The organism is Paenibacillus oryziterrae (assembly GCF_042610485.1).
Lineage (GTDB): Bacteria > Bacillota > Bacilli > Paenibacillales > Paenibacillaceae > Paenibacillus_AQ.
This window is the reverse complement of record NZ_JBGJZO010000016.1, coordinates 74478-100814: the sequence shown is the minus strand read 5'-3', so window position 1 is coordinate 100814 and position 26337 is coordinate 74478. Positions and strand designations below refer to the sequence as shown.

The 26337-nt window shown below is 52.5% G+C and carries 17 protein-coding genes; 1 reads left to right on the top strand and 16 read right to left on the bottom strand.

The window, feature by feature from the left end:
• The 5 genes from ACAN55_RS16730 to ACAN55_RS16710 all read right to left on the bottom strand — a co-directional run.
• A partial coding sequence (locus ACAN55_RS16730; protein ID WP_379135161.1) for an AAA family ATPase occupies positions 1 to 1267 on the bottom strand: 1267 nt, incomplete at its 3' end.
• Positions 1268 to 2449, bottom strand: coding sequence for an exonuclease SbcCD subunit D (locus tag ACAN55_RS16725; RefSeq protein ID WP_379135157.1), 1182 nt, complete (start codon positions 2447 to 2449; stop codon positions 1268 to 1270).
• A 96-nt stretch (positions 2450 to 2545) separates the two neighbouring features.
• Positions 2546 to 6763 carry a UvrD-helicase domain-containing protein gene (locus tag ACAN55_RS16720; protein ID WP_379135155.1) on the bottom strand — a complete coding sequence of 1406 codons (4218 nt, stop codon included), beginning with the start codon at positions 6761 to 6763 and terminating at the stop codon, positions 2546 to 2548.
• Positions 6760 to 10257: a helicase-exonuclease AddAB subunit AddB gene (addB, locus tag ACAN55_RS16715; protein ID WP_379135152.1), complete on the bottom strand. Its 3498-nt coding sequence runs from the start codon at positions 10255 to 10257 to the stop codon at positions 6760 to 6762. Before addB ends, ACAN55_RS16720 begins: the two co-directional genes overlap by 4 nt.
• A gap of 190 nt (positions 10258 to 10447) precedes the next feature.
• Positions 10448 to 11845, bottom strand: coding sequence for a class I SAM-dependent rRNA methyltransferase (locus ACAN55_RS16710; protein ID WP_379135149.1), 1398 nt, complete (start codon positions 11843 to 11845; stop codon positions 10448 to 10450).
• A 100-nt stretch (positions 11846 to 11945) separates the two neighbouring features.
• Between ACAN55_RS16710 and ACAN55_RS16705 the strand changes: the two genes are divergently transcribed.
• On the top strand, positions 11946 to 12929 hold the full coding sequence (locus ACAN55_RS16705; RefSeq protein ID WP_379135145.1) for a Na/Pi cotransporter family protein: 984 nt from the start codon (positions 11946 to 11948) through the stop codon (positions 12927 to 12929).
• 147 nt (positions 12930 to 13076) lie between these two features.
• Here the strand turns inward: ACAN55_RS16705 and ACAN55_RS16700 are convergent, their stop codons facing one another.
• From ACAN55_RS16700 to araD, 11 genes are all read right to left on the bottom strand, one after another.
• Positions 13077 to 15299 (bottom strand): Ig-like domain-containing protein, encoded by a 2223-nt coding sequence (locus ACAN55_RS16700; protein WP_379135142.1) that lies wholly within the window; start codon positions 15297 to 15299, stop codon positions 13077 to 13079.
• 146 nt (positions 15300 to 15445) lie between these two features.
• A complete protein-coding gene (locus ACAN55_RS16695; RefSeq protein ID WP_379135139.1) occupies positions 15446 to 15880 on the bottom strand; it encodes an NUDIX hydrolase in 435 nt (144 codons plus the stop codon).
• Between the two features lie 90 nt (positions 15881 to 15970).
• Positions 15971 to 17320: a tRNA (N(6)-L-threonylcarbamoyladenosine(37)-C(2))-methylthiotransferase MtaB gene (gene mtaB / locus ACAN55_RS16690; RefSeq protein WP_379135136.1), complete on the bottom strand. Its 1350-nt coding sequence runs from the start codon at positions 17318 to 17320 to the stop codon at positions 15971 to 15973.
• 3 nt (positions 17321 to 17323) lie between these two features.
• Positions 17324 to 18088, bottom strand: a complete 765-nt coding sequence (locus ACAN55_RS16685) for an RsmE family RNA methyltransferase (RefSeq protein ID WP_379135132.1) — start codon at positions 18086 to 18088, stop codon at positions 17324 to 17326.
• Between the two features lie 123 nt (positions 18089 to 18211).
• Positions 18212 to 18892 (bottom strand): site-2 protease family protein, encoded by a 681-nt coding sequence (locus ACAN55_RS16680; protein ID WP_379135129.1) that lies wholly within the window; start codon positions 18890 to 18892, stop codon positions 18212 to 18214.
• 2 nt (positions 18893 to 18894) lie between these two features.
• Positions 18895 to 19953, bottom strand: coding sequence for a 50S ribosomal protein L11 methyltransferase (gene prmA, locus ACAN55_RS16675; protein ID WP_379135126.1), 1059 nt, complete (start codon positions 19951 to 19953; stop codon positions 18895 to 18897).
• A 36-nt stretch (positions 19954 to 19989) separates the two neighbouring features.
• A complete protein-coding gene (locus ACAN55_RS16670) occupies positions 19990 to 20559 on the bottom strand; it encodes a DNA-3-methyladenine glycosylase I (RefSeq protein WP_379135123.1) in 570 nt (189 codons plus the stop codon).
• A gap of 582 nt (positions 20560 to 21141) precedes the next feature.
• Positions 21142 to 22302, bottom strand: coding sequence for a sn-glycerol-1-phosphate dehydrogenase (locus tag ACAN55_RS16665; protein ID WP_379135120.1), 1161 nt, complete (start codon positions 22300 to 22302; stop codon positions 21142 to 21144).
• A 96-nt stretch (positions 22303 to 22398) separates the two neighbouring features.
• On the bottom strand, positions 22399 to 23889 hold the full coding sequence (araA, locus tag ACAN55_RS16660; RefSeq protein WP_379135118.1) for an L-arabinose isomerase: 1491 nt from the start codon (positions 23887 to 23889) through the stop codon (positions 22399 to 22401).
• 51 nt (positions 23890 to 23940) lie between these two features.
• Positions 23941 to 25614, bottom strand: a complete 1674-nt coding sequence (locus ACAN55_RS16655; protein WP_379135115.1) for a ribulokinase — start codon at positions 25612 to 25614, stop codon at positions 23941 to 23943.
• Positions 25615 to 25641: 27 nt separating this feature from the next.
• Positions 25642 to 26331: an L-ribulose-5-phosphate 4-epimerase gene (gene araD / locus ACAN55_RS16650; protein WP_379135113.1), complete on the bottom strand. Its 690-nt coding sequence runs from the start codon at positions 26329 to 26331 to the stop codon at positions 25642 to 25644.
• Positions 26332 to 26337 lie beyond the last annotated feature (6 nt).

Below are 26337 nucleotides of genomic sequence, written 5' to 3'. Positions count from 1 at the left end.
GGTCCTGGGAGCGGACGGCCAGCGGCAGGAGCTGCGCCTGCAGCTCCTGCTGCCGCTTTTGGCCCTTGGCCAAAAGCTCCCGCTCCCGGGCCATGCCCTCCCGCAGGGCTTCCAGCCTGCGGGTGGCCCCGCCGCGGCGCTCGCTAAGCGAAGCCAGCTCGCGCCGGAGCAGGGCGAGCTCGGCTTCCAGCTCGAGCGCGCGGCGGTAGCTGTCGGCCCCCTCGCGGAGGGCCGGTTCTTCCGCCGCAAGGGCAGACAGCGCCGCGGTTTCAGCGGCAGCTGCCCGCGCGGCCTCGCCGGCAGAAGCGGCTGCCTGCGACTCAAGCGCCTCGGCGCGGGCCAAGCAGCCGCGCCAAGCGTTCTCAGCTTCCCGCCAGGCCTTCAGCGCGGGAAGGAGCTTCTCGGCCTCGTCGGCTTGGCCGAGCCTGTTCTCCAGCAGGAGAATGTCATTCTCCTGCAATAGCAGACTCTGACGCTGCAGCTCACGGCGTTCCCGCTCCTCCTGCAGCTCACGGATTCTGGCGTGCTTCTCGTACGCCTTGACCGCAAGCTCAAGTCTGCGGCGGCATTCCGCTGCATGCCGCACCGCTTCCTCCAGGCGTTCTTCCGCCGCCTTCACATCCTGTTCGCCCGCATTTCCCAGCCCTTGTTGTTCAGCTTCAAGTGCGCGGAGAGCCGCTTCGTTCTCCTTCACTCTGCGGCTAAGCTTAATGGCCAGATGGTCGCCGTACTGCTCCAGATGGAACAGCCGCTGAAGCATTTGCCGCCGGTCAACGCCGCGCAGCGAAAGGAACTCGGCGAATTTCCCCTGCGGGAGCACGACCGCCCGGGTGAAGTCATCCATTTTCAGTCCGATCTTATCCTCTACACAGCGGGTTACATCCGCCAGCTTATCTGCGAGGACCTGTTCGCCGCCGGCTGTCACTTCCACAAATCGGCTGATTGTATTGCTGACGGATTGTTCTCCGGTACGTTTGAACCTCCGCTCGACACGGTAACGGTGGGCACCTTCGGAAGAGGTTAACTCAAAGGTGAAGGATACGCTGAGCGAATCCTCGGAGTGGTTCATAATGCCTTGTGTTCCGTTAACCGCACGTTCCACCTTGCCGTACATGGCCAGCGTAATCGCATCCAGCAGACTTGATTTCCCGCTTCCTGTCGGCCCGAATATACCGAATAGCCCGGTTTCGCACAGACTCTCAAAATCAATCTCCTGCTGCTCCCGGTAGCTCTGCAGTCCGGCTACTTTCAATAGTATCGGCTTCACCTAATTCTCCTCCCCTTCGCCCAGCTCACGCGGATCTTCCTCTGCAAGCTGAAGAAACAGTTCTACCAGACTATCATCCGGCTCTGCTCCGCCACTTTGCCTCTGATAGAATTTACGGAATAATTCCTGAATCGGCATCCTTGATCGCTGGGAACTCTCCAATTCCCCTTCCATTTGGGGATACACCGGCCGGATATGTATTATCCCTTCCCGCGACTTACGCAGCCGCTGGATATCGTTCATTGACATGGCTTCCGTCAGGCGGATCTCCAGATCGATAAAAGCCGCTTCATCCCTTCCTTCATCCAGCCAGCGGTAGACCTCCTCTAGCCCGCCTGCCGCATTCCATCTGACGAGCGGACGCCCGCAGCGAAGATAGATTTCCTCAAATACCGGTTCGCCGCCAGGCACAATCTCAACCATAGTCACTGATTTAGCCTGACCCGCTTCAGAGAAGCTGTAGGCAAGCGGCGATCCACTATAGCGGATCATGCCGTCTCCTTTGACCCGCTGAGCGCGGTGCAGATGCCCAAGCGCCGTATATTGCGCGCCTGAATAAAGGGCCGAAGGATCTACCGTGTAGGCGCCCCCTACCTGAATCGGCCGCTCGGAATCGCTCTCGACGCCGCCGAGCACATAGATATGGCTCATCGCCAGATTTACCGTCTGCGGAGTAAACTCCCTGCCCAGCAGCTGCATCAACCTGCCGACACGCGCGCTATAAGCCAGCCTAAGCTGAGTTTCATCACCGTCACCGGCCAGCAGCTCACCTAGACGGGCTTCCGAAGGATAGGGAAGTGCGGCAATTTTGGCAATCTCTCCAGTACGCACGGCCTGCACCGTTACCGGCTCTGTCGTAGGTAATCCTACCAACGTAATTCCCTGTCTTGATACCAGCGGGGATACCGAAGAGACCCGCTCCGGCTGGTCATGATTGCCCGCGATGACTACAAGCGGCCTGCCGCCTGTGGTCAATCTCGCAGCAGCCTCGTAGAACAGCTGCTCTGCCGCTGCCGGAGGATTGACAGAATCATAGACATCACCGGCCATCAGGATTACATCCGCCTGTTCTTCATCCGCTATCCGGACGAGCTCATCGATGAACTCCTCCTGTTCTTTCATCCGGCTTCTTCCTTCGAGCGTCCGGCCCAAATGCCAATCGCCCGTATGCAGTATCCGCATTCTGTTCCTCTTTCCCCGCTGATCAAGCGATCTAGTTAATCTTTCTTTAATTCTCTTTTTGCTCAAAGCAACGAATCTGGTCATTCAAATCCTATACTATACACGCACAGCATGACCGCCGTCCAAAAAGTACAGCCAGGTCTCACTAATCTCTTCACCTAAAATATCATGCAACGCCTTGCCGTACAGCTCCAGCTGGAAGCTGTACTTTTGTGTTAGGGCTTCCAGCCCCCCTCTGTGCTCCAGTACCGTATCCGTCTTGTAATCCAGCAAAATCAGCCGTTCTCCTTCACGGAACAGACAATCGATGACACCCTGAATCAACACGCCCTGCGGTTTATTGCCCGAGTGATCCTGCGGAGACAGTCCCTGAACAGCCTCATCCAGGAAATCAAGCCCGCGGTATGCTTCTACCGCCGGAACCATATAGCTGAAAGGCAGCTCTCTTCTCTTCCATGTGGAGGCGATCAGCCTCGTACCTAGCTCACTTTGGCAAAAATCCAATATCGCAGAAGAGTTCACCGCATTCGCCTGCTCGTCCGTTAGTATGCCGGTACGGACAAGCCGTGCCAGCGTTTCCTCCACGGTTACGCCATCTACACTACCATCCAACGGAATATGCTGCATCAACGTGTGATGAACAGTCCCCCGCTCTGCCGGCGTCATGCTCCGTTTCTCCATGAATTTCGGACGTCTCAGATGTAAATGGTCTGCACCTGACTTTGGCCTCATCTCAGCAGTATTTCTATTACGGTATTCCTCCTCGGCTTCGAGCCGGTCAAAGGATGGCTGTTCCTGCATTGACAGCAGCGCCTTCAACTCCGTAACCGAGGTTTTGGCAGGAATCACCGCACCTGCCGCGAAGGAATACGCCCACTCCAGTCTTCCGGCAGCTTCGGCTGCGAACTGTTTGGACTGCGATGGAAGAGATGTACCCTTACGGAGCGCTTCAAGGGCCGCATTGCGTTTCTCTTGATCACTCTCTTCTCCATCAGTTGCGACTAGGGAGCCGGCGCTCAGACTCGCCGCATCGGTTACGCTGATGCTCCAGTTGGAGACATCGCCATGCAGTACTGTCGATACCGCACCTTCCCTCGCGGCAAGCTTACGGAGGATCGCCGCTCCGGGATGCCTGATCAGCGCCGGACCGACCCAGTCCAGATAACTGCGCCCCCGGGCAAGCAGATGATCCGCCAGCATTAACTCCTCTCGGTCCTGCAAAGAAGCCCAATTGGCCAACTTGCGCGGAAGGTCGCGGAGTGTACCTACCAGAATCATTTTGTCTCTCGGCCGGGTCAGCCCGACATAAAGTACCCGCATTTCTTCCGCGAGCAGCTCCAGCCGTGAACGACGGGTAATGGCCAGATAAGGGAGCGTCGGATAGCTGACACGGGTCTCCCGGTCGACAAACCGGGGGCCGAAGCCAAGTTCTTTATGCATCAGGAAAGCAGCGTGCAAGTCCTGCCGGTTAAACGCCTTGGCCATTCCAGCCAAAAAAACGACGGGGAATTCAAGCCCCTTGCTTTTATGGATGGTCATGATCTGAACACCGCTGCCTTCTTCGCCGCTTCCCCCGGCAATGCCAAGATCGCCCCCGTTCTCACGAAGACGGTTAATAAAGACGAGAAAGCGGAATAATCCTCTCGCCGAAGTGTCCTTCTCGAACTGGACCGCCCGTTCATATAAAGCCTTCAGGTTATTCTGGCGCTGCGCTCCTCCGGGCAGACCGCCAACCCATTCCAAATAACCGCTTTCGGCATAAATACGCCAAATCAGGTTACTCAGACTGCCCTGACGCGCTTCGTCCCTCCAGCTTTCGAGCTGCTTCACAAAACCTTTCAGCCGGGAACGCAGCCGACCTGTTAACTGCGGAATCTCCCTGTCCGCTGAAGAAGGATCAGCAACTGTTATTACAGTTGGCACACTGTCCGTTATCCCAGCAAGAGTACCAATCCTATCGGTGTGATCAATTTCCAATGTTTCGATAGCTGTACTGTCCGTTCCACTAGAATCCTCGATCGCAGTCCCGTCAGTAGCACCCCCAATTTCAGGTGAATCAGGCCCCTGTTCCCCGGCAGATATTTCCTGACCAGAATGATCACCCTTCGCCGCTTGAAGTGCTTCATAGAACGAACCTCCGCTTTGTAGCCGGACGATGGCCAGATCTTCTTCGCTCAGACCGACAACCGGAGAACGAAGCACTCCGGCCAGCGGGATGTCCTGCCGTGGATTATCCACGATTTTAAGCAGGGACAGCGCGATCTCGACTTCCGTCGCCTGGAAATAACCCTTGTTCTGATCGCCGAAAGCCGGAATCCCTTGCAGCCGGAGCTCCTCTATCATCAGCGGAGTCCACATCCGGGCAGACCGGAGCAGAATGACCATATCGCCGTATACGACCGGACGCATCACCTTCTGACTCTTGTCATACACAAGCAGTGGAGAGCTGCCGGTCATCCCGGTCATCTGCATGATGCGGCGGGCAATAGCCCTCGCTTCGAGCTGGGCAGTTTCACTTTCGGCAGCTTCATTATCGCCCTGCGGCGCTTCATCGTCTTCCGCGGTTTCTTCCGGTTTCCCTGCTCCCGTAGCCCCTCGGTCAATCAGCAGAAGTTCCGGCGCAAAAGATACATCCGGCCCATTCTCGGCAGCACCCGGAAAATTCGCACCATATACCAGCTCCGCCCGCTTGTCATAGCCGATTTCCGCTACTGTTTCATTCATAATCTGCCGGAACAGCATATTAACAGCGTTCACTACCTCAAGACGACTGCGGAAATTCTTAGCCAGATCAATAACCTTTCCGCCAGGAAGGCTATTCTTAAGCTGTAGCTTGACTTCTTCTGAAGGAAGTTCTGCAGTATTCGCCTCCGGGGACCGGGCAGCCGCAATCTCATTCAATGCTTCGCCGTTCTGGCCAAAGCTGCGGTATTTCTCCAGGAACAGCCCCGGCTCCGCGAGCCGGAACCTGTAAATGCTCTGCTTCATGTCGCCAACCATAAAACGGTTACCCGGGTCTTCTCTGGAGATCAGCCTCACGATCTCTTCCTGCACACTATTGGTATCCTGATATTCGTCCAGCAATACCTCGTCAAATTGGGCACGGTATTCCATGGCCGCATCAGACGGCTGCGGATGGCCGGGGAGTGAATCGGGATGCCGCAGAATTTGCAGGCAGTAATGCTCCAAGTCACTGAAATCCACCATCCCTTTGCCAGCCTTCTCCTTCTGATAACGCTCGCCAAATTCGATTACGGTGGCAGAGAGCTCCTCCATAAGCGGAGCAGCCTGATGCATTTCAGCCAGGAAATTCTCAGCTGTACGTCCGAAGAGGGCGTTCTGCAGCTCATCAATCGCTTTCTTGACTCCGTCCCGGAGTTCCTTGACATTCGATTGCAGTACCGGATCTGTAGCATCCTTTTTGCAAGGCTTCAGCTTTCCGAATGATGCTCCGCGGAAGATCTCATAGAGCTCTGACCAGGGCTGATGAATTACGGCATCACGCAGGCCAAGTACCATTTCCAGATCTGCAGCCAGATTCTCGGCATATGGCGCCGGACCTCCCGGCTGGAGCGCAATATCATGTCCTTGGCGCAGCTGGCTGACCGCCCCATCCAGCGTAAGCATGGCTTCTTCCAGAATACTCTGTACCCAACGGGTGCGCCCCAATTGCTCCGTATCATGTACCGAGAACGCAGCAGCCATATCCTTCAGCCAGTTTGCCGGCCAGGGATGGCTGCGGGCAAAGTCATGCAGCCGTTGTACCAGTGCATGCATGGCATCATCGGTACGTTCTCCGCTGAACCAGTCGACCAGCGTTACAAACACGCCGTCCTCTCCGGCTTCACCATACTTTTCTTCGAACAGCTCCTCCAGCAGCTCCTGGCGCATCATCTCTGCTTCATGCTCGTTCAAGATGCGGAATCCCGGATCAATCGGAATCTGCTGATAATATCTCCTGATCACCTCAAGGCAGAATGAATGCAGCGTCGTAATGGACGCTTTGCCCAGCAGGGCAAGCTGACGCCGCAGATGGTCATTCCCGGAATCCTTCTCTAGCTCCCGGTCCAGCGCTTCACGGATACGCTGGCGCATCTCGGAGGCGGCTGCCTTCGTAAAGGTGGCTACCAGCAGCTTGTCTACACTGAAACCGCTGTTCTCATCGCTTATTTTGCGGATAATTCGTTCTACCAGAACCGCAGTTTTACCTGAGCCTGCTGCCGCCGCAACCAGAATATCATCGCCGCTCTCCGCAATGGCCCTCCATTGGTCGTCACTCCATATGCTTCCTTCCGGCTTTGCTGCTATGTTCACGGCTTGATTCCTCCTTCATTACGGGACAACATATCCCAGATCGCTTCTTTCCCCGGCTTACCGAGATTGTGATACCTGTTGCCCTCCACCGCCTCATCGAACTGGCACACCGGCCGGAATGAACAGAAGGTGCAGGCGGTCTCCTGCTGGATGCGGTAAGGCTCGATGGCAACATCTCCCTCCGTAATCCTTGTACCGATCTCCGTGATTGTTCCTCTGACCGAGGTCAGAAGCTGGTTCCATTGTTCTGGTGTAGCGACGGAGGCGCTGCTGTAGAACGTCCCGTCGCTCTTCAGTGCCACCGGAACAATGGAGGAATGGCCTTTGTCGAGGGTCGTGTCCATCAAGGAAACAACTTCCCGGTCCGCAGTCAGCAGACCTTTCATTTTGAACCGCTTCAGAAGCTCCATTTCCGCCTGCTCCCTGTTCATTCCGTTCGAGGCTGAGAGCAGCGGATCATGTACATGGAAATATAGTGTTCCCGCCGGTAGCGCAGGACGCCCCAGCCACTGCTCCGCGTAGGTAAGCAGCACTTCAAGGTAAGTCAGCATCTGCAGCGACAATCCATAATACACCTCATGCAGCTTCAGATCCTTTTGACTCGATTTATAGTCAATGACCCGCAGCAGCACACCACCTTCTCCTTCAGCCATATCCACACGGTCTATGCGGCCGACAATCTCCATTACACAGCCGTTCGGAAGTGTAATACGCAGTGGCGGAAGCGGCTTGCCCGGTCCGAAATCAAGCTCCAGCCCGACCGGCTCGAAGCTCCCGCGGCGGGCATGCTCGCCCAGAATGACTGAAGCCCGACCGACTATGCTCTTCAGCTTGCGGGAGATGTATCCGTAACGCTTGGAACTGAGCAGAATTTCACCTTGCAGGAGCGGGGACAGACGGTCTACGGTCTCGCCAGCCTCACGGCGGCATTCCTCAGGCGACATGCTGCCCCAGCCGCGTCCTTCCTGCTGCAGTTTCGACGCCATTTCACTGAGCGCCGAATGGAACAGCTGACCGATATCCGGCGCCTGCAGCTTATACAGCTGACGCTCCTTCAGCTTCAACCCGTACGAAGCATAGTGGGCGAACGAACAGGATACGAACTTCTCCATTCGTGAAACACTCCCGCGCAATGTGGAACCCCCATAAAGATGCAGACTTGTTCCGCGTTTCAGCGGAATGCCGTCATTCCGGTAAAATAAAGATTTCAGCAGCTTGTGCAGTTGCGGACCCCATTCTTTGCTCTGTACGAACCAGTTGTACACATCCCACCATAGCTCCGGGATCTCCTCGCCCTGGCGCCATAACCTAAGCTGCAGAATAAGCATGCGGAGCGTCGCTTTCGGCTCACCGACATACTCCATATGTTCTTCCGGAGGACGGCCGGACAGCGGCGTGCCTGGAAGCGGATGTGTAGAGGTCTTGAACATGATCTGCAAATGACGAATCACTTCCGAAGGCAAAAGCGCCTTCCCCTCATCGTCGGCGGCAGCATAGCTGATCCAAAGCTTGCTCCCGGCAGTTGTCAGTGCGTTATAGATCAGGAATCTTTCATCCAGCAGCTTACGTGAAGACCCGGGAGCTAACTCCATCCCGGAACCTTCCAGATAGAAACGTTCACCCTCGGAGAGAACCCCGTCTTCCTGAAATTGTGCCGGTACGATTCCCTCATTAAATCCGAGCAAAAAGGCAAATTTCACACCAGAGGGACGGGTACGGTCCATATTCCCGACCAGTACCTGATCGAGGGCAGGGGGAACAAGCCCCATCCGAAGCTCAGCCAGTCCTGTCTCAAGCACCCCCGCAAAGATGTCAAAAGACATTTTCTCTTCACCCATCATCTCAACGATCTGATCCAGCAGATCAAGTACGGCCCCCCACAGCTGGTGATGTTCACGCGCATCTTCGGGACGGGAGGCAGAAAGCGCCTTAGTAGCCATCCGCTCCAGCATGCCTGCCGCCTCCGTATCCACCAGCAGCTCATATACAGCAGTACAGAATTCCCGTGCAGATATATTACGTTTCACCCGCTTCTCAAAAGCAGACAGCGGCAGCGTCACCGCTGCACGGCATTTCTCCATAAGTGCAAGATGATCCTGATCAATCGCTCTGTCGCCTTCAAGAGTGAGGCTTGGAATCCCTCTCCATGATTTCCCGTCAGTCCAGCGGTACCCCTGGATGCCGCAGGCCAGCACATAATTCTCCAGACTGTCCATGTCAGTTCTGGTCACGCTTTGATCGGCAGGCAGCAGGAAATCGGTCTTCACACAGCGGAACACATCTTCATATCGCCAATTGCGGCGCACCACATCCATTGAAGCACGGATAAATTCCACGAGCGGGTGATGCTGCTCGCTTGCCTTTTGATCGAGAAAAAACGGTATGCCGTAATCACGGAACAGAGGGGTCACCAAGGATTCGTAATCTCCAAGATTGCGCATAAATACAGCCATTTCGCTGTACTGTGCTCCTTCCTCCCGGGCCAGTCTCCGAATTTCACGCAGCACACCTTCCACTTCCACACTGCGTGATGGAGCGGAGAATAAGCACAGACCCTCCTCCGCCAACTCTTGTCCATCCCAGTGCTTGCGCCGGTCAAAACCTTTCTCTAGATGAGCAAGTACGGGTTGGTCCGCAAAACGAGGCAGTACCGGGGGAGATAATACTTCATCCCAAATCTCTGTCCCTGTCTCCTCGGCAATTCCGCGCAGCTTAATATAGGTCACCGCTGTAGGATGGAACATCTCCAATTCATGCGGGACCATCCCGTTCAAGTATGGCTTATCCAGGGTCAGCGAAATGGTCACACTCGACGCATACAGCATCAACTGGCGCATTACCATAAACTCCTGTGGAGTAAATCCGTGAAACCCGTCTACCCATATATCTGCTCCGCGCACAAAAGTGGAATCCTGAATATGCTCCGCCAGTTCGGCCAGACTGTCTTCCTGGTCGAAATACAGCTGCGACATTTCCTTCTCTAAATCTCCGAACACCAGCCGTAAATCATGCAGCTTACTCTGTAGAATAGGGTTCTTTCCCGTAGACTCCGCAAGCTTAGACAACTGCTGTTCCAGCTCGGCCGATCCCACACAGCAGCGTTTCATCTCGGTATGCAAAGTGTTCAGGCGCTCAACAAATCCTGGCCGGTCTGCCGAAGCTCCGAACAACTCAAGCTCCTCCTTATGCCGGCTGAGAATCTTGTAGATCAGCATCTTTTTGCCCTCTTCACTGATCGGAACACGTCCATTGCCTCCAGTCTCCTGCTTAACACGATAGGCGAGACGGGAAAAACTAAGTGTATGGGCCCGAATGCTTCCCTGAGTATTCGCTGTAGTCAGCAGCCCGCGCTCAGCACTGAATGACCCTTGTTCCGGAACAAGCAGAATCATCGGTGCACCCAACGGCTCCTGCTCCATGGCGGTAGACATGTCTTTCCATATTTTCGTAGTCTTTCCGCTCCCTGAGCGTCCTATTAAAAAGGTTACCGACATCCTGACAGACTCCTCCCACGAAAAAATATATAGTAGTGATTATACCATACTGCTCTCAAACAAGACAGAACGTACGTTCCGAAATCATTGGAATACACTTAGAAAAATTTGCAAAAAAACAGGAGTACTCTGCGATTGGAACTTTTGTCCCCCCACAGAGTAACCCCTGTCCGGCTTAAATTTGATGTTATTAATTCTTGCTGCGTACTTCGAAAATAGCAAATTTCAGATAGTGTCCTTCGTCCACCCCGAGAATTTGCGGATGGTCCTTACCTGCGGCCCGCCATTCCACAAGTCTTAGAATCTTGCCGGCATCTCTGGCTGCTTCACCGATCGTGGAGAGAAACAGATCCGGCTGCATATGATAAGAACAGCTCGCGGTTACCAGATAACCGCCCTCATTCACCAGCTTCATCCCATGGAGATTAATATCTTTGTACCCACGGCATGCGCCAGCCACTGCGCTTTTGGTTTTAGCGAAGGCTGGGGGATCCAGAATAACAACATCCCAGGTGCGTCCGCCGCCTGCGGTCATCGGCTTCGAGGTATCTGTTTTGGCTGACGGTTTGGCACCATGAGCGGTTCCAGCAGCGGTTGCCCGCTCGGAGCGTTCCTCCAGACCTTTGACCTGATTGCGGAGATATTGGAACGCATCATCAACCACAAATTCCACTCTGTCGCTGAAGCCGTTCAGCTCCACGTTCGCCTTGGCGCTCTCTATCGCATGCGCGGACACATCTAGGCAAGTTACCTTCTTGGCGCCATATTTGCAGGCATGCAGGGTAAAGCTACCTGTGTGGGAGAAGCATTCCAGTACAGTCGCACCATCCCAGTAAGGGAAGGTTACGACCTTACCGTTATTATTGACCGGTAAAATCTGCAGCGTACCATCCTCACCTTCGGTTTCCTTGAGTGCGATGCCGCTGCGGCCTCCCCAGCCCTTCATAAGCGGAGCAATGGAAGCTCTGTTCTCCCGCTGGTCAAAGAAATATCCCGTCTTCTGCCCTTGTTCGATATCAACAATGAGCTTCAGTTCATTCTCAGATACGGTAACATGGCGAGGGCATTCCCCGTACAATACGCCAGTCGTCTGCTCCAGTCCTTCCAGCTCACGTACGCTGACATCACTCCGCTCATAAATTCCGCGAGGTGCCATAACTTCTACCAGCGCTGCCACGATCTCCGAGCGGTGCTTGTCCATACCTAGTGTCAAAATCTGCACGACTAAAATATCCCCGAAACGGTCAACGATCAGGCCCGGCAGGAAATCCGCTTCACCATACACCAGCCGGTAAGCATCCGCTCCCGGCAGGAAACGGTTTCTGTGCTGAAGACAGCTTGTGAACCGCTCCTTGAAGAAAGCCTGATCCATACGGGCAAGCGGCGTCTGCGATACTATCCGTACTCGGATTTGTGAAGCCGGATTATAATATCCGACGGCCAGAAACCGCCCTTGATGGTTAAGTACATCAACCAGACCGCCGTTCTCCGGTTCTCCTTCTACCGAAGCTACTTCTCCTGCATATACCCATGGGTGTGCAAGCTCCAGTCTTTTTTTGCGATTGCGTTCCAAACGAACTGATGCCAATCCCTTCAACTCCCTGTTCATAAAAATATATTTTTATTCATGTCCACTTCGAGGCATTCATATATTGGTGTACAACCTCCGTCCAAAGGAGCATGTCCCTATGATCCGTGATCTGCTGTTCCCTGTTATATATGGTCTGGTCATTTTTCTGGCCGGCATGAAACTGATGGAGGCGGCAATGTCCAAGCTTGCCGGTCCTATGCTGACCCGTGCTTTACATCAGGCAACGTCTACGCCTTTCAAAGGCATGATTGCCAGTAGCCTGCTCTCCGCCCTGCTGCAGAGCAGCACCGCTGTTACAGTAATTACAATAGGCATGGTTAACGCCGGATTACTCACCTATGCCCGCACACTCGGTATCATCCTTGGCAGCAACATCGGCACGTGCCTGACCACGGAGCTTATCGGCCTGCAGATCAGTGCCTATGCCGGATACCTGCTTGCCGGTTCACTTGTCCTCTGGGGAGCCACTGTCATCGCCTTAGAGCTTAATCCCAACCGGATACGTGCATCCTTCCAGAGTGCGGCACTTCATCTCCAATTTATCAGTCTGGCCACCGCCGGGTTCGCACTAGTGTTATGGGGTATTTCGGTTATGCAGTCGATCGGCCCTGCGCTTCAGACCAGCGGGTTGTTCACCTGGTTCCTGAACCATGCGGCAACAAGCGCGTTATGGGGTCTTGCAGCTGGCGCAGTCTTAACCGCAATGCTACACAGCAGCGCGGCGGTCATCGCCATGGCCATGGGCGTCGCAGCATCAGGAGCCCTGCCCCCTGAACTGGGAATCGCTATTGTGCTAGGCGCCAACATCGGAACCTGCGTCACCGCAGTTATCGCTTCGATCGGCGGAACACCCTCGGGCGTGTTTGTTGCCTGGTCGCATGTTGCGCTCAATGTCGGCGGTTCTCTGCTGTTCTTCCCCTTTATCGGCCAGCTCCAAAGCTTATCTGCCTGGATTGGCGGCGGACCGGCATCACAAATCGCCCATTCACAGACGATATTCAATGTGGTCTGCTCGCTTCTGGCACTGCCGCTGTGCTACCTGCCCGTCTGGTCCAGACTGGAAAAGAAACTGGAGACATAACCCGCTGTCTTGTACAGTATACCCTGAGGCTTTCGCTGTACCATTATACTTCAATTGGTTCACCAGTTCTAACTAAAAAAGATCTGCAAAGCCCCGAAAAGAAGGCTTGGCAGATCTTTTATACTTCTGCATACCGGGATTATTGTATTATTTCACCGTTACAGAGACCGTTACGGTTTTGGAGCCCAGTTTTCCTTTGATAGAAGCCGTACCTTTAGCAACCGCTGTAATGACACCAGTCGGAGATACTGTCGCTACGGAAGGCTTCGAGCTTGTCCAAATCGTGCTGCCCGTAACCACGGAGGTATTACCGGTATCATACGATGCTTTTACAACAACAGCCTGTGCTGCACCAGGAGCCAAAGTGAGACGGGTTTCATCCACTGTCAGCTTCATCAGCTTAGGCACTACGGTAATTTTGACACTGACAGCAATTCCTTGGTAGGAGCCTTTCAGAGTCACAGTTCCCTCTGCCAAAGCCTTAACGGTACTGCCTTTAACGGAAACAATAGCATTATCAGAGGATTCCCAGTTCATCGAAGTAGAGAATACTGCTGATTTACCAGTAGAGAAGAACCCAGTTACTTTAATCGATTTAGAGCCTTTGATATTAAGCTCAAGGGTATTCGGTTCAACTACCAGTTTAACTACCTTCTGCTCGATCTTCACCGGAACCGAAAGTGTCTTGTTGCCGTAGGTTCCTTTAAGCGTCGCACTGCCCTTCACAAGCCCTTTGATTACTTTGCCTTTTGCGGTCTGTTTGATGACTGCATTAGATCCGCTTAGGGTCCATTCAATCTCGTCTGTTACGTCCTTTTCTTCACCGCTCTCCATCACGGCATTCACTTCAGGGAGCGATTGTTCCTCACCAATCACCAGGCCAAAAGCATCCTCTGGTCCAACCAGCACCAGAACTTTATCCTTAACCGTAACCTTCACTGCAACTGTTTCTTTACGGATAGGGGATTCGGAAGAAACATTATCTATTCCCTTAAACTTGCCGGTGATCGTAACCGTACCCGGGGATCCGGCGACGATTTTACCGTCTTTCACTTTAGCTACCTCTTCATCACCAGAAGTCCACTCTATTTCGCCGCTCATGTCAACAGTAGTTTCATCCAGCTTAGTTCCATTAACCTTTGGCAGCGCTACGGAATCCGATGTGTATAACACCAGTTCAGTTTTATCTGCGGCAATCTTGGTCAAAGTAGGGTAAACCGTAAGCTTAATGGACTTACTTAGGCCCAGGTATTCCACTTTTAGAGTTGTGGTGCCCACAGCTTTTGCAGTAACCGATTTATAGTTCTCGGCATCAACTGCTGCTGCGATCGTTGCCGTGAGTGGATTACTGGAAGTCCAGGTCGCAGACTGCGTAACCGGTTCCGGTTCTGGTTCATTAGCTGTACTTCTGACGGTGGCCTTTACTTTAAGGCTCTCATTCATAAACAACGCCTGGTCAGAAGTCGGCGCAAGAATTAGTGCCTCATGAGGCGAGCGGACATACACATCAACAGCTGAGGTTACACCCATATAAGTTGCTGTAATCGTTGTTTTTCCCGTGGACAGTACTTTCAGAGCACCCTTATCCACTGTGGCTACCGCAGTATTGGACGATGACCACGATGCCTGTGTAGTAGCTTCGCCTTTAGCCCCACTGGAGATTTCCTTGGTTTCAGCCAATAACTTTGGTGTATCACCAACAATGAGCTCCAGGTCCTGTACCGCTATTCCTTTAGCATCTGTAATGGTTATCGATGAATAAGGGAGTGTAACCGTTGCTTTAAAAGAAGCCGTCAACCCTTTGAACTTAGCGGTAACGGTAGCTGTACCATCCCCGACAAGTGTCATTTTACCTTTGGAGACGGTCAATACACCGCTGTCAGAGCTAATCCATTCTGCCGATTCAGTTACATCTGTTTCCGTTGTTACGGACTTCCCGCCCGTAGCCGTTGCAGTAATCATAAGATTAGCGGCACTCTCATTCAGCTTATATTTAACATCAGCTGATGGGTCAAGTGTTAGTTTCGTATAAGGCTGACTAACCCCAACCTCAATCGTTGTTACTGCACCGTTATATGTAGCTGTAATACTTGCAGAACCATAGTTCAATGGAGTGAGCAGACCACTCGAAACCTTAACTACACTTGTATCCGAGTTGCTCCAAACTACCGAAGCTGTAACATCTCTTTTGGTCGATGAACCTTCAATGGTGGCAAGCACCTTCAACTGTTTAGGGGTCTGGCCCACAGTAAGTTCTACCTTAGTTGAGCTGTCAAAATCAATGGAGACGGTATCGCCTGTAGCCGCGAACGCTCCAGCCGGGAAAATAGCAGTTGTCAATAATACGAAAATGAGGAGCAATTTCATCATGTTCCTGTTCACAGTCTCAGTCATCATTTCTCTCCTTAGCTGTATTTGTAGGCCGTAAATGTTTCCACACTCTTCCACTTATATCGACAATTCCGGTCCAAGTGTTTACCTTATTTCTGGGATTGTCAGATTTCAGGACTTTCTGCCTATTCAACAGTGATCCCAAGAGCAGTCATCGCCTTGCGTAGAATCGCTACATTATTGGCATATGCTTTATGAGCAGCCCTATCCCAGGCCGCAGCCGGTTCATGCCACTCCACCGCCGTAATCTCTTCGATCTGCGCCTTCGTCACACCACCTACCGCTTCGACCAGATAATAATGGACCTCCTTGTCCACCTTGCCATGAAGATGATGCTGATACGTATATTTGATGATATCAAGCAGCGCTCTTGTCTCGCCGATAATACCCGTTTCTTCTCTGATTTCACGCAGTGCTGTCTGTTCGACCGTCTCCCCGGCTTCCATCTTGCCTTTAGGCAGCGATATCTTGCCATACCGGTCCACGATCAATTGAATTTCTAGACCCCGGCTTCCCGGACGGTACACTACGCCTCCCGCCGAAATTTCTTTGCGAGTCATAGGTATGCTCCTTTCAAAAAAATACGGGCAAGGACTTCATCCTTGAATACTGGGATGAAGTCCTTGTCCGCAGACATTCTGTAAATTTTTTTAGCGGATGACTTCCGCCTGTCTCATTTCGGAGTTCTCCGTACTCACTAGCTCACCGCGGCATTCATTGACTCCGGCCTCAGTGATCTTCACTTGGCATAATTGTCCCTGCAGCTCATCACTGCCTGCAAAAAACACCTGCAGGTAGTTGTCAGTGAATCCATGCTGTGTATCCCGGGCAGGTGCATCCTTGGCTGATCTTTCAGGAATGACAGTCAGCGTCTGACCGACAAAGCTGGACGCATAAGCCAGCTGCATCTCCTCGGACAAGTCAATAAGCTCCTGTACACGGGCATTTTTGACGTCCTCGTCCACCTGGTTATCCATACGTGCAGCAGGGGTACCGGTACGTTTAGAATACGGGAATACATGCATCTCGGAGAAATTGATTGCTTTCATGAACTCATAACCAGCCCGGAACATTTCGTCCGTTTCACCCGGGAAGCCAACAATTACATCCGTTGTGATGCCCACATCCGGCATAGCCTGGCGGATCAGCTGAATCTTGGCGAAATATTCCTCAGTCGTATATTTCCGGCGCATCCCTTTAAGTACATCATTATGACCAGCCTGCAGCGGAATATGCAGATGACGGCACATTTTGGAGGAGCGGTTCAGCACATCAAGCAGCTTCTCATCGATTTGGCTGGCTTCAATGGAGCTGATGCGGACCCGTTCCAGGCCTTCTACTTTATCCAGCTCCCATAGAAGATCAGACAAACGGTAATTCTCCAGATCATCGCCGTATCCGCCGGTATGAATACCGGTCAGAACAAATTCTTTATAGCCCGCTTCCACCAGTTGGTGAGCCTGGGCCACGATGGATTTAGGATCACGGCTACGGGACAGTCCGCGCGACCAAGGGATAATGCAGAAGGTGCAGAAGTTATTGCAGCCATCCTGAATTTTCAGGAATGCCCGCGTCTTGTCCGCAAAGCCGGGTACATCCAGCTCTTCGAATTCGCGGGTCTTCATAATATTGCGGACAGCATTGACTGGCTGGCGCGATTCCTGAATGTTCTTCACATGCATCATGATCTGATCCCGATCCTGGTTACCGATGACAAGGTCGACGCCGGGGATATCCAGGATCTCGCCCGGTGACGTCTGAGCATAGCAGCCGGTTACCGCTACAATGGCTTCCGGATTGCGCCGGACAGCGCGGCGGATCATTTGACGGCTTTTTTTATCGCCGGTATTGGTTACCGTACACGTATTGATCAAATACACATCGGCGGGTCCCTCGAAATCTACCTGCTCGTAACCTTCATTTTTGAACAGCTGCCAGATGGCTTCGGTATCGTAAAAGTTCACTTTACATCCCAAAGTATAAAATGCTACGGATGACATCTCTTAGGCTCCTCCCATTTCTCCAGATTCATATAAAATACAGGCGGCAGCAACCATGCCTGCCGTCTCGCAGCGCAAAATGCGCCGCCCCAGTCCAACGGAAACTGCTCCAGCTTCTTCCGCTTCACGGCATTCGCCCTCGCTAAATCCGCCTTCAGGTCCAACAACGACAAGAACGGAGTGCTCAGACTCTGTGGTCAACGCCGCTGTCCACGGGGCAACCGCACTTCTCAGCTGCAATCCTTCTTCCTTCTCATAGCAAAAATAGACGGCACCGTAATCCTTGAACGATTGCAGCAGCTTCTTCCAGGATAACGGTGAATGGACAGCCGGAACCCTGTTCCGGTGGGCCTGCTCCGCTGCTTCCTTGGATATTTTGCGCCACCGTTCCAGACGTTTGCTCTCCTTGCGTTCGTCGTACTGCACAATGGTGCGTTCCGACAGAAAAGGGACAAAGGCAACCGCACCGATCTCCGTGCATTTCTGAATGACCGTCTCCATTTTATCGCCCTTCGGCAAACTCTGAGCCACGGTAACTTTTACAGTTGCCTCGTGGGTCATCTCCAAAGGCTCCAGTACGGTAGCCGTGATCTCACCTATTTCAATACGGGCAATCTCTACTAACGCCTCACGGGCAACCCCGTCGCTGACGATGAGCTTGTCCCCTTCCTTACCGCGCATAACCTTGGCTATATGACGGGCATCCTCGCCGTCGATTCTTACTGTATCACCGCTAAACTGCTCGGGGGCAACGAAATACCGCTGCATAATTATCAACACCTTGTTGTTTATTCAGTCAAATAGGCGGCATTCCAGACCCTCAGGTCCACTGCCGCCATGTTTATTTTATTTTACAACGATTATCCTTAACTGGGTAGTACCGCTTCAGGCTCAGGTAAACAGCTGGTAGAAAAAATTCACCGAATCAATATACATATGGAAAGCCCAATTATACAGAGGGGCAATTGTATTCGCCTGCAGCACCGGAATAAACAGAATCAGCAGAAAGAGGAATATAGACCATTGCTCAAACTGCTGCAGCCGGGCTCTAATCGGCCGGGGCGCGATATCCTCAACAATCCGGTAACCGTCCAAAGGCGGCAGCGGAATCAAATTAAAGAAGAACAGGAAGTAATTCAGAGAAATGAACGTGTAGAAGAAGATCTGCCCGGCCTCCTGAATACGGCTTTCAGCAATCGGACTCAGGACTCCAGATGCAATCAGCGCCGCATAGATCAGGGAACCCAGAATACCTAGGAGCAGATTGCTAATCGGACCCACTGCAGAGACAATAACCCCCATTAGACGCGGGCGGCTGAAATTCTCACGGTTAACAGGAACAGGCCGCGCCCAGCCGAAGCCGGCAATAATCAGCAGGATAATCCCGAAAAAATCGAAATGTACAGCAGGATTGAGGGTCATTCTTCCCAACAGTCTTGCTGTCGGATCCCCGAATTTATTGGCAAAATAAGCATGCGCAAATTCGTGAACGGTAAAAGCTATCAATATACTAAGCAGCAGAAACGGCAGCTGATCCAACGGTACTCTAATAAATCTATCCAAAGAATCCATCTTTACCTCTTTCCGGCTGTGAACGCCACCCAGTCATCTTCACGTGTTACTTCAATGATCTCAAAGCCCGATTTCGTTAAAGCCTGTTCGACCAAACCTTCCTTATCCTTGTAAATACCGGAGGTAATGTACAGGCCACCCGACTGCAGCGCACGATAGACATCATCGGTGAACAGTACAATAATCTCTGCTAAAATGTTGGCTACTACAATCTTCACAGGCAGTGTAACTCCTAGATTGTCGCTTTTTGCTGCCACGATTCCATCTGCAGATTCAGACAGTGTATGGCCAGGCCTGGCCGAAGGCCACATGTCCCCAGCCGCCGAGTCCGACGCGCCTTCACCGCCGAGCAGCGACAGAAGGTCGCTTTCTTTTACGATAATACGCTCCTGCATACGGTTGAGCTCCACATTCTCACGAGCGCTCTCCACTGCAACAGGATCCAGATCCAGAGCGAGTAAGGATTTGGCACCAAGCAGCATTGCACCAACTGCCAGAATTCCCGAGCCTGTGCCGACGTCAATGACTTCCTCGCCTCCGGCGATATTTTTCTCTAATGCACGCAGGCACAAAGCGGTAGTTGGATGTGTGCCCGTACCAAACGCCATGCCGGGATCGATCTCAATAATCTTTTCATCGGGGCTTGCCGGAGTATATTCCTCCCAAGTCGGCTTGATGGTCAGACGTTCCGAGACACGCAGCGGCTTGAAATACTGCTTCCACGCATGTGCCCACTCATCCTCATCCACCGTCTTCCAGGAGATCAGTGCTTTGCCGGGATCAATCCCGAACTCTCGCAGCTCTTCAACCCGTGGAGCCACCTCAGCGATGACTTCCTCCATGGATACAGATTCGGAATAGTAGCCTTTAATTACTGCCTCCCCTGCGGGGATATCGTTGAGCGGCTCATCATATAGTTCTCCGTAGCGCGTATTCCTTACTTTATCCAGCGTACCGGATTCCTCAATGGAAACACCGCCAGCGCCAGCCTCATAAAAGAAATTGGAGATCATCTCCTGCGCTTCTTCAGTTGTATGTATCGTCAATTCATGCCATAACATCGTTTTTATGATCCTCCTTAAAATTGTGACCGTTAACTAGTATAACATTTTGTTCCGGCAAAAGCAGTCCTCGGTATGGTCATTCACCATGCCCGATGCTTGCATATAGGCATAGCAGATCGTCGATCCCACGAATTTCATGCCTTTCTTCTTCAGCGCCTTGCTCATCGCATCAGACTGCGGGGTAACTGCCGGGACATCGGCTTTGTTCTTCCAGTGGTTCGTCACGGGGGCGCCACCTGCAAAGCTCCAGACGTAGTCCGCAAAGCTGCCCTCTTCCTCGCAGATGCGCCGATATACACCAGCATTATGAATTATCGCGTTAATCTTCAGACGGTTGCGGATAATTCCCGGATCATTCATCAGCGCTGCAATCTTATTTTCATCATATAGGACAATTTTCTCCGGATCAAATCCGTCAAAGACGGTTCGGTAATGTTCTCTTTTCTGCAAAACCGTATACCAGCTCAACCCGGCCTGCATTCCTTCCAGCATCAGCAGCTCAAACAGCTTCCGGTCATCATACAGGGGCTGGCCCCATTCCTCATCATGGTAGGAAATATAAAGCGGGTCATCGTTGACCCAGGCGCATCGGGTTATAGTCATGGGGTTGTTCCTTTCTGGAATCTCAGGTGGACTTTAATCTAACAGAAGCCTATGTGTTATTACGGTACTTACAGCCGAAATGTTTCTGCTTTAATAGAGCCTAATCAATCCTATCTTTCAAAAAGGCCCGGAAGATTGCGCATCACACGCGTTCTTCTAGGCAGGCTGACGTATCTCTACATATTCATTAATTTACAGAATTCTCTCTTCTTTACCAGAAAATCATCGTACGTGACCTGCGTAGCACACTTCTTCCTGAATTCAACGGTATTTATACCGTTAATCTCACTGGAATGGTTCGTCTACGCCGATTTAACGGTACTTTTATCTTTAATTTCTCTAGCTCTCTCCCTTCCTTCTTATGCACAGTAAAAAACCACTCCATCTCGGTAATTTCCCCGTTGAGATGAAGTGTCTATACGTGTAAGCTGGCATCGTCTTATCATCTATCTTGGAGTTTTCCGATCCATCATAGAGTTTATCCTGGAGTCTATCTTACATAGAGTCTTATTTATCCCCGACCACTGTCAATCGCCGAGTTCAATTGATCTTGATCTGATTAGAATTTACATGAACGCCCTACTACAGCTTCCCCTCATTCCGCGCCCGCAGCAGCGTATGGCGGTTCATCCGGATGAAATGTGCTTCTGCCAGACTTCGGCTGAGCAACTCCTGATCCACTCCCAGTTCTTCAATCGTGGATGGCCCGTGAACGGTGCGCAGCAAGCCGCGAATGGCATCCGGCCCCGGGAGCTTTCCGATTTCCTGAACCACTTGATCCCGGATATCGCCTCCATGCAGCACCAGCGCTTCCGCCAGCTCATGGTACAAGGTAGCGATTTCTGCGCAAGCCACACCTACCTTAGCCCCGTGCAGCAATTGTCTTCTGCCAGTGCGGATATACTCCATCTCCCAGTAATGCGACAGATGATGCTCTGCCCCCGATGCGGAATGGGATTGCCCGAACAGCAGTATGGCAAGTCCGGATTCGATCAGCGCTTCGGTCAACACGGCTATTCCCTGCTCTGTGCGACCACCAATGGCTTCCGCATGTTCCACACAGGCCAGCAGTGCCCGTTCAGTAATCCCCGCTACGACTTCAGAATACGGTTCATCCGCGGTCAGACGTCCAAATTTCCAATCGAACAAAGAAGTGTATTTGCCCAGCATGTCCCCAAACCCGGCGGCAACCATGGCAGCAGGCGCTTCTCGCAAAATATCCGTATCCGCATAGATCGCCACGGGACCCGCCGCAGGGATCGTAACTTTATTTCCGCGGATGATTAGGGGGGAGCCATTTGAAGTGAAGCCGTCCACGGATGGTGCGGTAGGTACGGATACAAACGGAATACCTGCGCTATACGACGCATATCTGGCGATATCATGGAGTGTGCCAGAACCGACCACGATCATAGAGTCGCACTGGTGCTTCTGCACTTCCAATAGTACCTGGACTACCGATGCCTCATCCGCGATAACATCCCCTGCATCGTTTGGCAGAACCAACACCCGCTGAAGTCCAATTCCTGCATTCTCACATTCCAGCGATATGTTCTTCCCTGCCACCTGAAACGTTATATCATCCGCTACGAGCAGTGGTGCTCTCCATCCGTTCTCCACGATGAATGGGGCTACCTTCTCCAGCGCACCCGGCGCCACAATGATAACTTGCGGCAGAGCTGAAGCTATTCCTCCCTCAAGACCTGCCGCTGTTGCCCGTATTCTCTCTAATAATTCCGCCATCCCCAATCCCTTCTTTCCCCAAGATTTGCGCAAAAAACGGCTGACCGTCCCTAGAATCAAGGACAGCCACCGTTTCTTCCGAAGAAATATATACTGCTATTGCAGCTTCCAGGCGATATCGTTCAGACGCAGCTCATTGCGGAAGCTTCGCGTATTCGTGTCATTATCGATAACCACACATTCAATACCAACCATTTCGGCAAAATCCAGTAACTGCTCTGTGGTCACAACATACGAGAATCCGGTATGATGGGCGCCGCCGGCCAGAATCCAGGCTTCCACGCCTGCTTTCAGGCTTGGCTGCACTTTCCAAAGCACGCGGGCTACCGGTAGGTTCGGCATAGCTTCCTGCGGTTCTACACCTTCCACTTCGTTCACCAGCAGGCGGAACCGGTTGCCCATGTCGATAATCGAAGCATTGAGTGCTGGACCGGAGCGTCCGTTGAACACCATGCGGGCAGGGTCTTCTTTGCCGCCGATACCGAGCGGATGCACTTCGAGTCTTGGACGGTCAACAGCAATCGTCGGGCAGATCTCCAGCATATGCGAGCCGAGCACCAGTTCATTTTCCGGGTCCAGATGATAAGTGTAATCTTCCATAAAGGAAGTTCCCTTATTTCCTGCGATGATCTTCATCAGGCGCACGAGTGCTGCAGTCTTCCAGTCACCCTCACCCGCGAAGCCGTAGCCTTGCTCCATCAGACGCTGTACCGCAAGACCCGGGAGCTGCTTCAGCCCGTGCAGATCTTCAAACGTTGTAATGAAGGCTGTGTAGCCTCCTTCTTCCAGGAAGGATTTCAATCCTAGTTCGATGCGGGCCTGATAGCGGATGGAATCCCGGACAGAACCTTCATTTTCTCCACCTTGAGCAAAATCATAGCTTTCTGCATACTCCACCATCAGTGCATCAATCTGTTCTTCCGTCACAGCATCCACACGCTCCACGAGGTCGCCGACGCCATAGCCGTCCACGGTCCAGCCGAGCTTGATCTGCGCTTCCACTTTATCGCCTTCGGTTACGGCCACGGAACGCATGTTATCGCCGAATCTCGCTACTTTCAGGGTGTGGCTTTCATTAAAAGCTGCCGCTACATTCATCCAGCTGCCGACACGCCCTCTAACCTCAGGATCTTCCCAGTAGCCAACGACTACCTTACGAGCGATTCCCATACGGGCGCCGATGAAACCGTACTCGCGGTCACCGTGAGCGGATTGGTTCGTATTCATAAAATCCATATCAATGGTATCCCATGGGATGTCGCGGTTGAACTGGGTAGCCAAGTGAAGAAGCGGTTTGCGCAGCTGCGACAGGCCGGCGATCCACATTTTTGCCGGAGAGAAGGTATGCATCCAGGTGATGATCCCCGCACAAGCTTCATCGGTGTTGGCGGCAATCGCCATTTTACGGATTTCATCTGCAGTCGTCAGAACAGGCTTGAAAATAATCTCAAACGGGATCGATTCATCGGCATTCAATCCTGCTGTAATCACTTTGGAATGCTCATTCACTTCCTCAATCGTCTCCGGGCCATACAAGTGCTGACTTCCTGTCACAAACCAGAATTGATACGGTTTAATCGTTAACATATATGAATTCCTCCTAAATAGTTAGATAGAATAGATGCTGCACTTCGCTGATTAATGGGATGCTTCTTCTTTGATCGCCTTCAGATGTTTCATAACATCGTTCTCACCGCGGCCAAAATAATCATGCAGCCGTGAATATTCCTGGAACAGCTTCTCGTATACCGCAACATTTTCCGGAATCGGCAGATATGATTCTTCCCGGACCCGGGCCATTTTAGCCGCAGCATCCATGATGGAGTCATATCCGCCTTTCTCTGCGCCTGCAGCCACCGCACCGAACATCGCCGCACCAAGCGCCGGAGTTTGTTTAGAAGCAGCTACCTTGATCTCACGGTTCGTAACGTCAGCGTAGATCTGCATGAGCAGACGGTTCTTTTGCGGAAGTCCGCCGCAGGCGTACAGTACATCGACAGCCACACCGTTCGAATGGAACGCATCCACGATTTTACGGGTGCCGAATGCCGTAGCTTCCAGCAGGGTACGATAGATTTCCTCAGGCTTAGTCAAAAGTGTACAGCCGAGCAGCAGACCCGTGAGGTTCGTGTCCACCAGTGTAGAACGGTTGCCGTTCCACCAATCCAGTGCCAGTAGTCCGGTTTGCCCTGGCTTATAAGCAGCAGCCCGTTTCTCCAGCAACTCATGCACATTCACGCCTTCTTCAGCCGCAGCCTTAGTCACGTACGAAGGTACCGCTTCCTCTACATACCATTCAAAAATATCACCAACCGCCGATTGCCCCGCCTCATAACCGAACAATCCCGGAATGATGCCGTCCTCGACCACGCCGCACATGCCTTCCACTTCGCGCTCAGTCTCGCCAAGCAGCATATGGCAGATCGAAGTGCCCATCGCCATTACCAGCTTGCCTGGTGTAACAACGCCTACCGCAGGCACTGCCGCATGCGCATCCACGTTACCGACAGCTACTGCCGTACCCGCTGCAAGCCCCATCATTTCGGCCATCTCCGGCGTAAGCTCACCCGCTTTGGTTCCTAGAGGAACAATGTCACCGCGCAGCTTCGTCTCCGTTAAATTCTCCAGCCTTGGATCAAGCGCCTTGAAAAATTCCTTATCCGGATATCCGTCCACTTTATGCCAAATGGCTTTATAGCCTGCCGTGCAGCTATTTCGGGTAATATTGCCCGTCATTTGCGAGATCACCCAGTCCGTAGCTTCAAGGAACTGATCAGTTGCCTCATAAATCTCCGGGGATTCATCAAGAATCTGCCATACTTTAGCCATCATCCACTCCGAGGAAATTTTACCACCGTAACGCGGCAGCCATTTCTCCCCGCGCTCAGCGGCGATCCGGTTGATTTCATTCGCCTCATCCTGTGCCGCGTGATGCTTCCACAGCTTCGTCCAACTATGCGGATTCTCCTGATATTCCGGCAGCAGGCACAGCGGAACTCCTTTGTCGTTCACCGGAAGCATCGTACAAGCCGTAAAATCAATGCCGAGTCCCACAACATCCGCAGGATCGATACCAGACACCCGCAGCACCTCTGGCACCGAACGCTTCAATACCTCGATGTAGTCAGCCGGATGCTGCAGCGCCCAGTCATACTCCAGTTTTTTGCCGGTACCAGGCAGAGTCTCGTCGATCACATGATGCGGATAAGGGGTTACGTGATCAGCGACTTCTGTCCCATCTGCCAGATCAACCAGCACAGCGCGTCCCGATTGCGTTCCATAGTCGACACCGATAGCATATTTTTTACTCATCTGAGATTTCTCCTTTATATAAAAGATTCAGCTTTGTCCGTAGTAGGCATTTGCTCCATGCTTGCGCAGGAAATGGCGGTCCAGCAGCTGCTGGCTCATCGGCTTCAGATCAGGGTTCAACTGGTAGCTCTGCGATGCCATCTTGGCGACCTCTTCCAGAACAACTGCGTTGTGCACAGCATTATGTGCATCCTTACCCCAGTTAAACGGAGCATGACAGTGAACAAGCACGCCTGGAATCATATCCGGATTGAGTTCTGCAAAAGTCTCAACAATCACATTCCCCGTCTCCAGCTCGTACGCTCCCTGAATCTCATCTTCAGTCATCGGTCTGGTACATGGCACCTCTCCGTAGTAATAATCGGCATGTGTCGTACCCAGTGCGGGAATGCCCCGTCCGGCTTGCGCCCAGCCCGTCGCCCAAGGCGAATGAGTGTGCACGATTCCCCCGATATTCGGAAAAGCCTTGTACAGCACCAGGTGGGTGGCCGTATCTGATGAAGGCTTGTAACGGCCCTCGATAATGTTCCCTTCCAAATCCACTACGACCATATCGTCACGGGTCAGCTTGTCGTACTCCACACCGCTCGGCTTAATGACAACCAGTCCCGACTCCCGGTCAATACCGCTGACATTCCCCCATGTAAACGTTACCAAATTATAGCGGGGCAGGTCCAAATTCGCTTCCAGTACTTCCTGTTTCAACTGCTCTAACATCCTTGA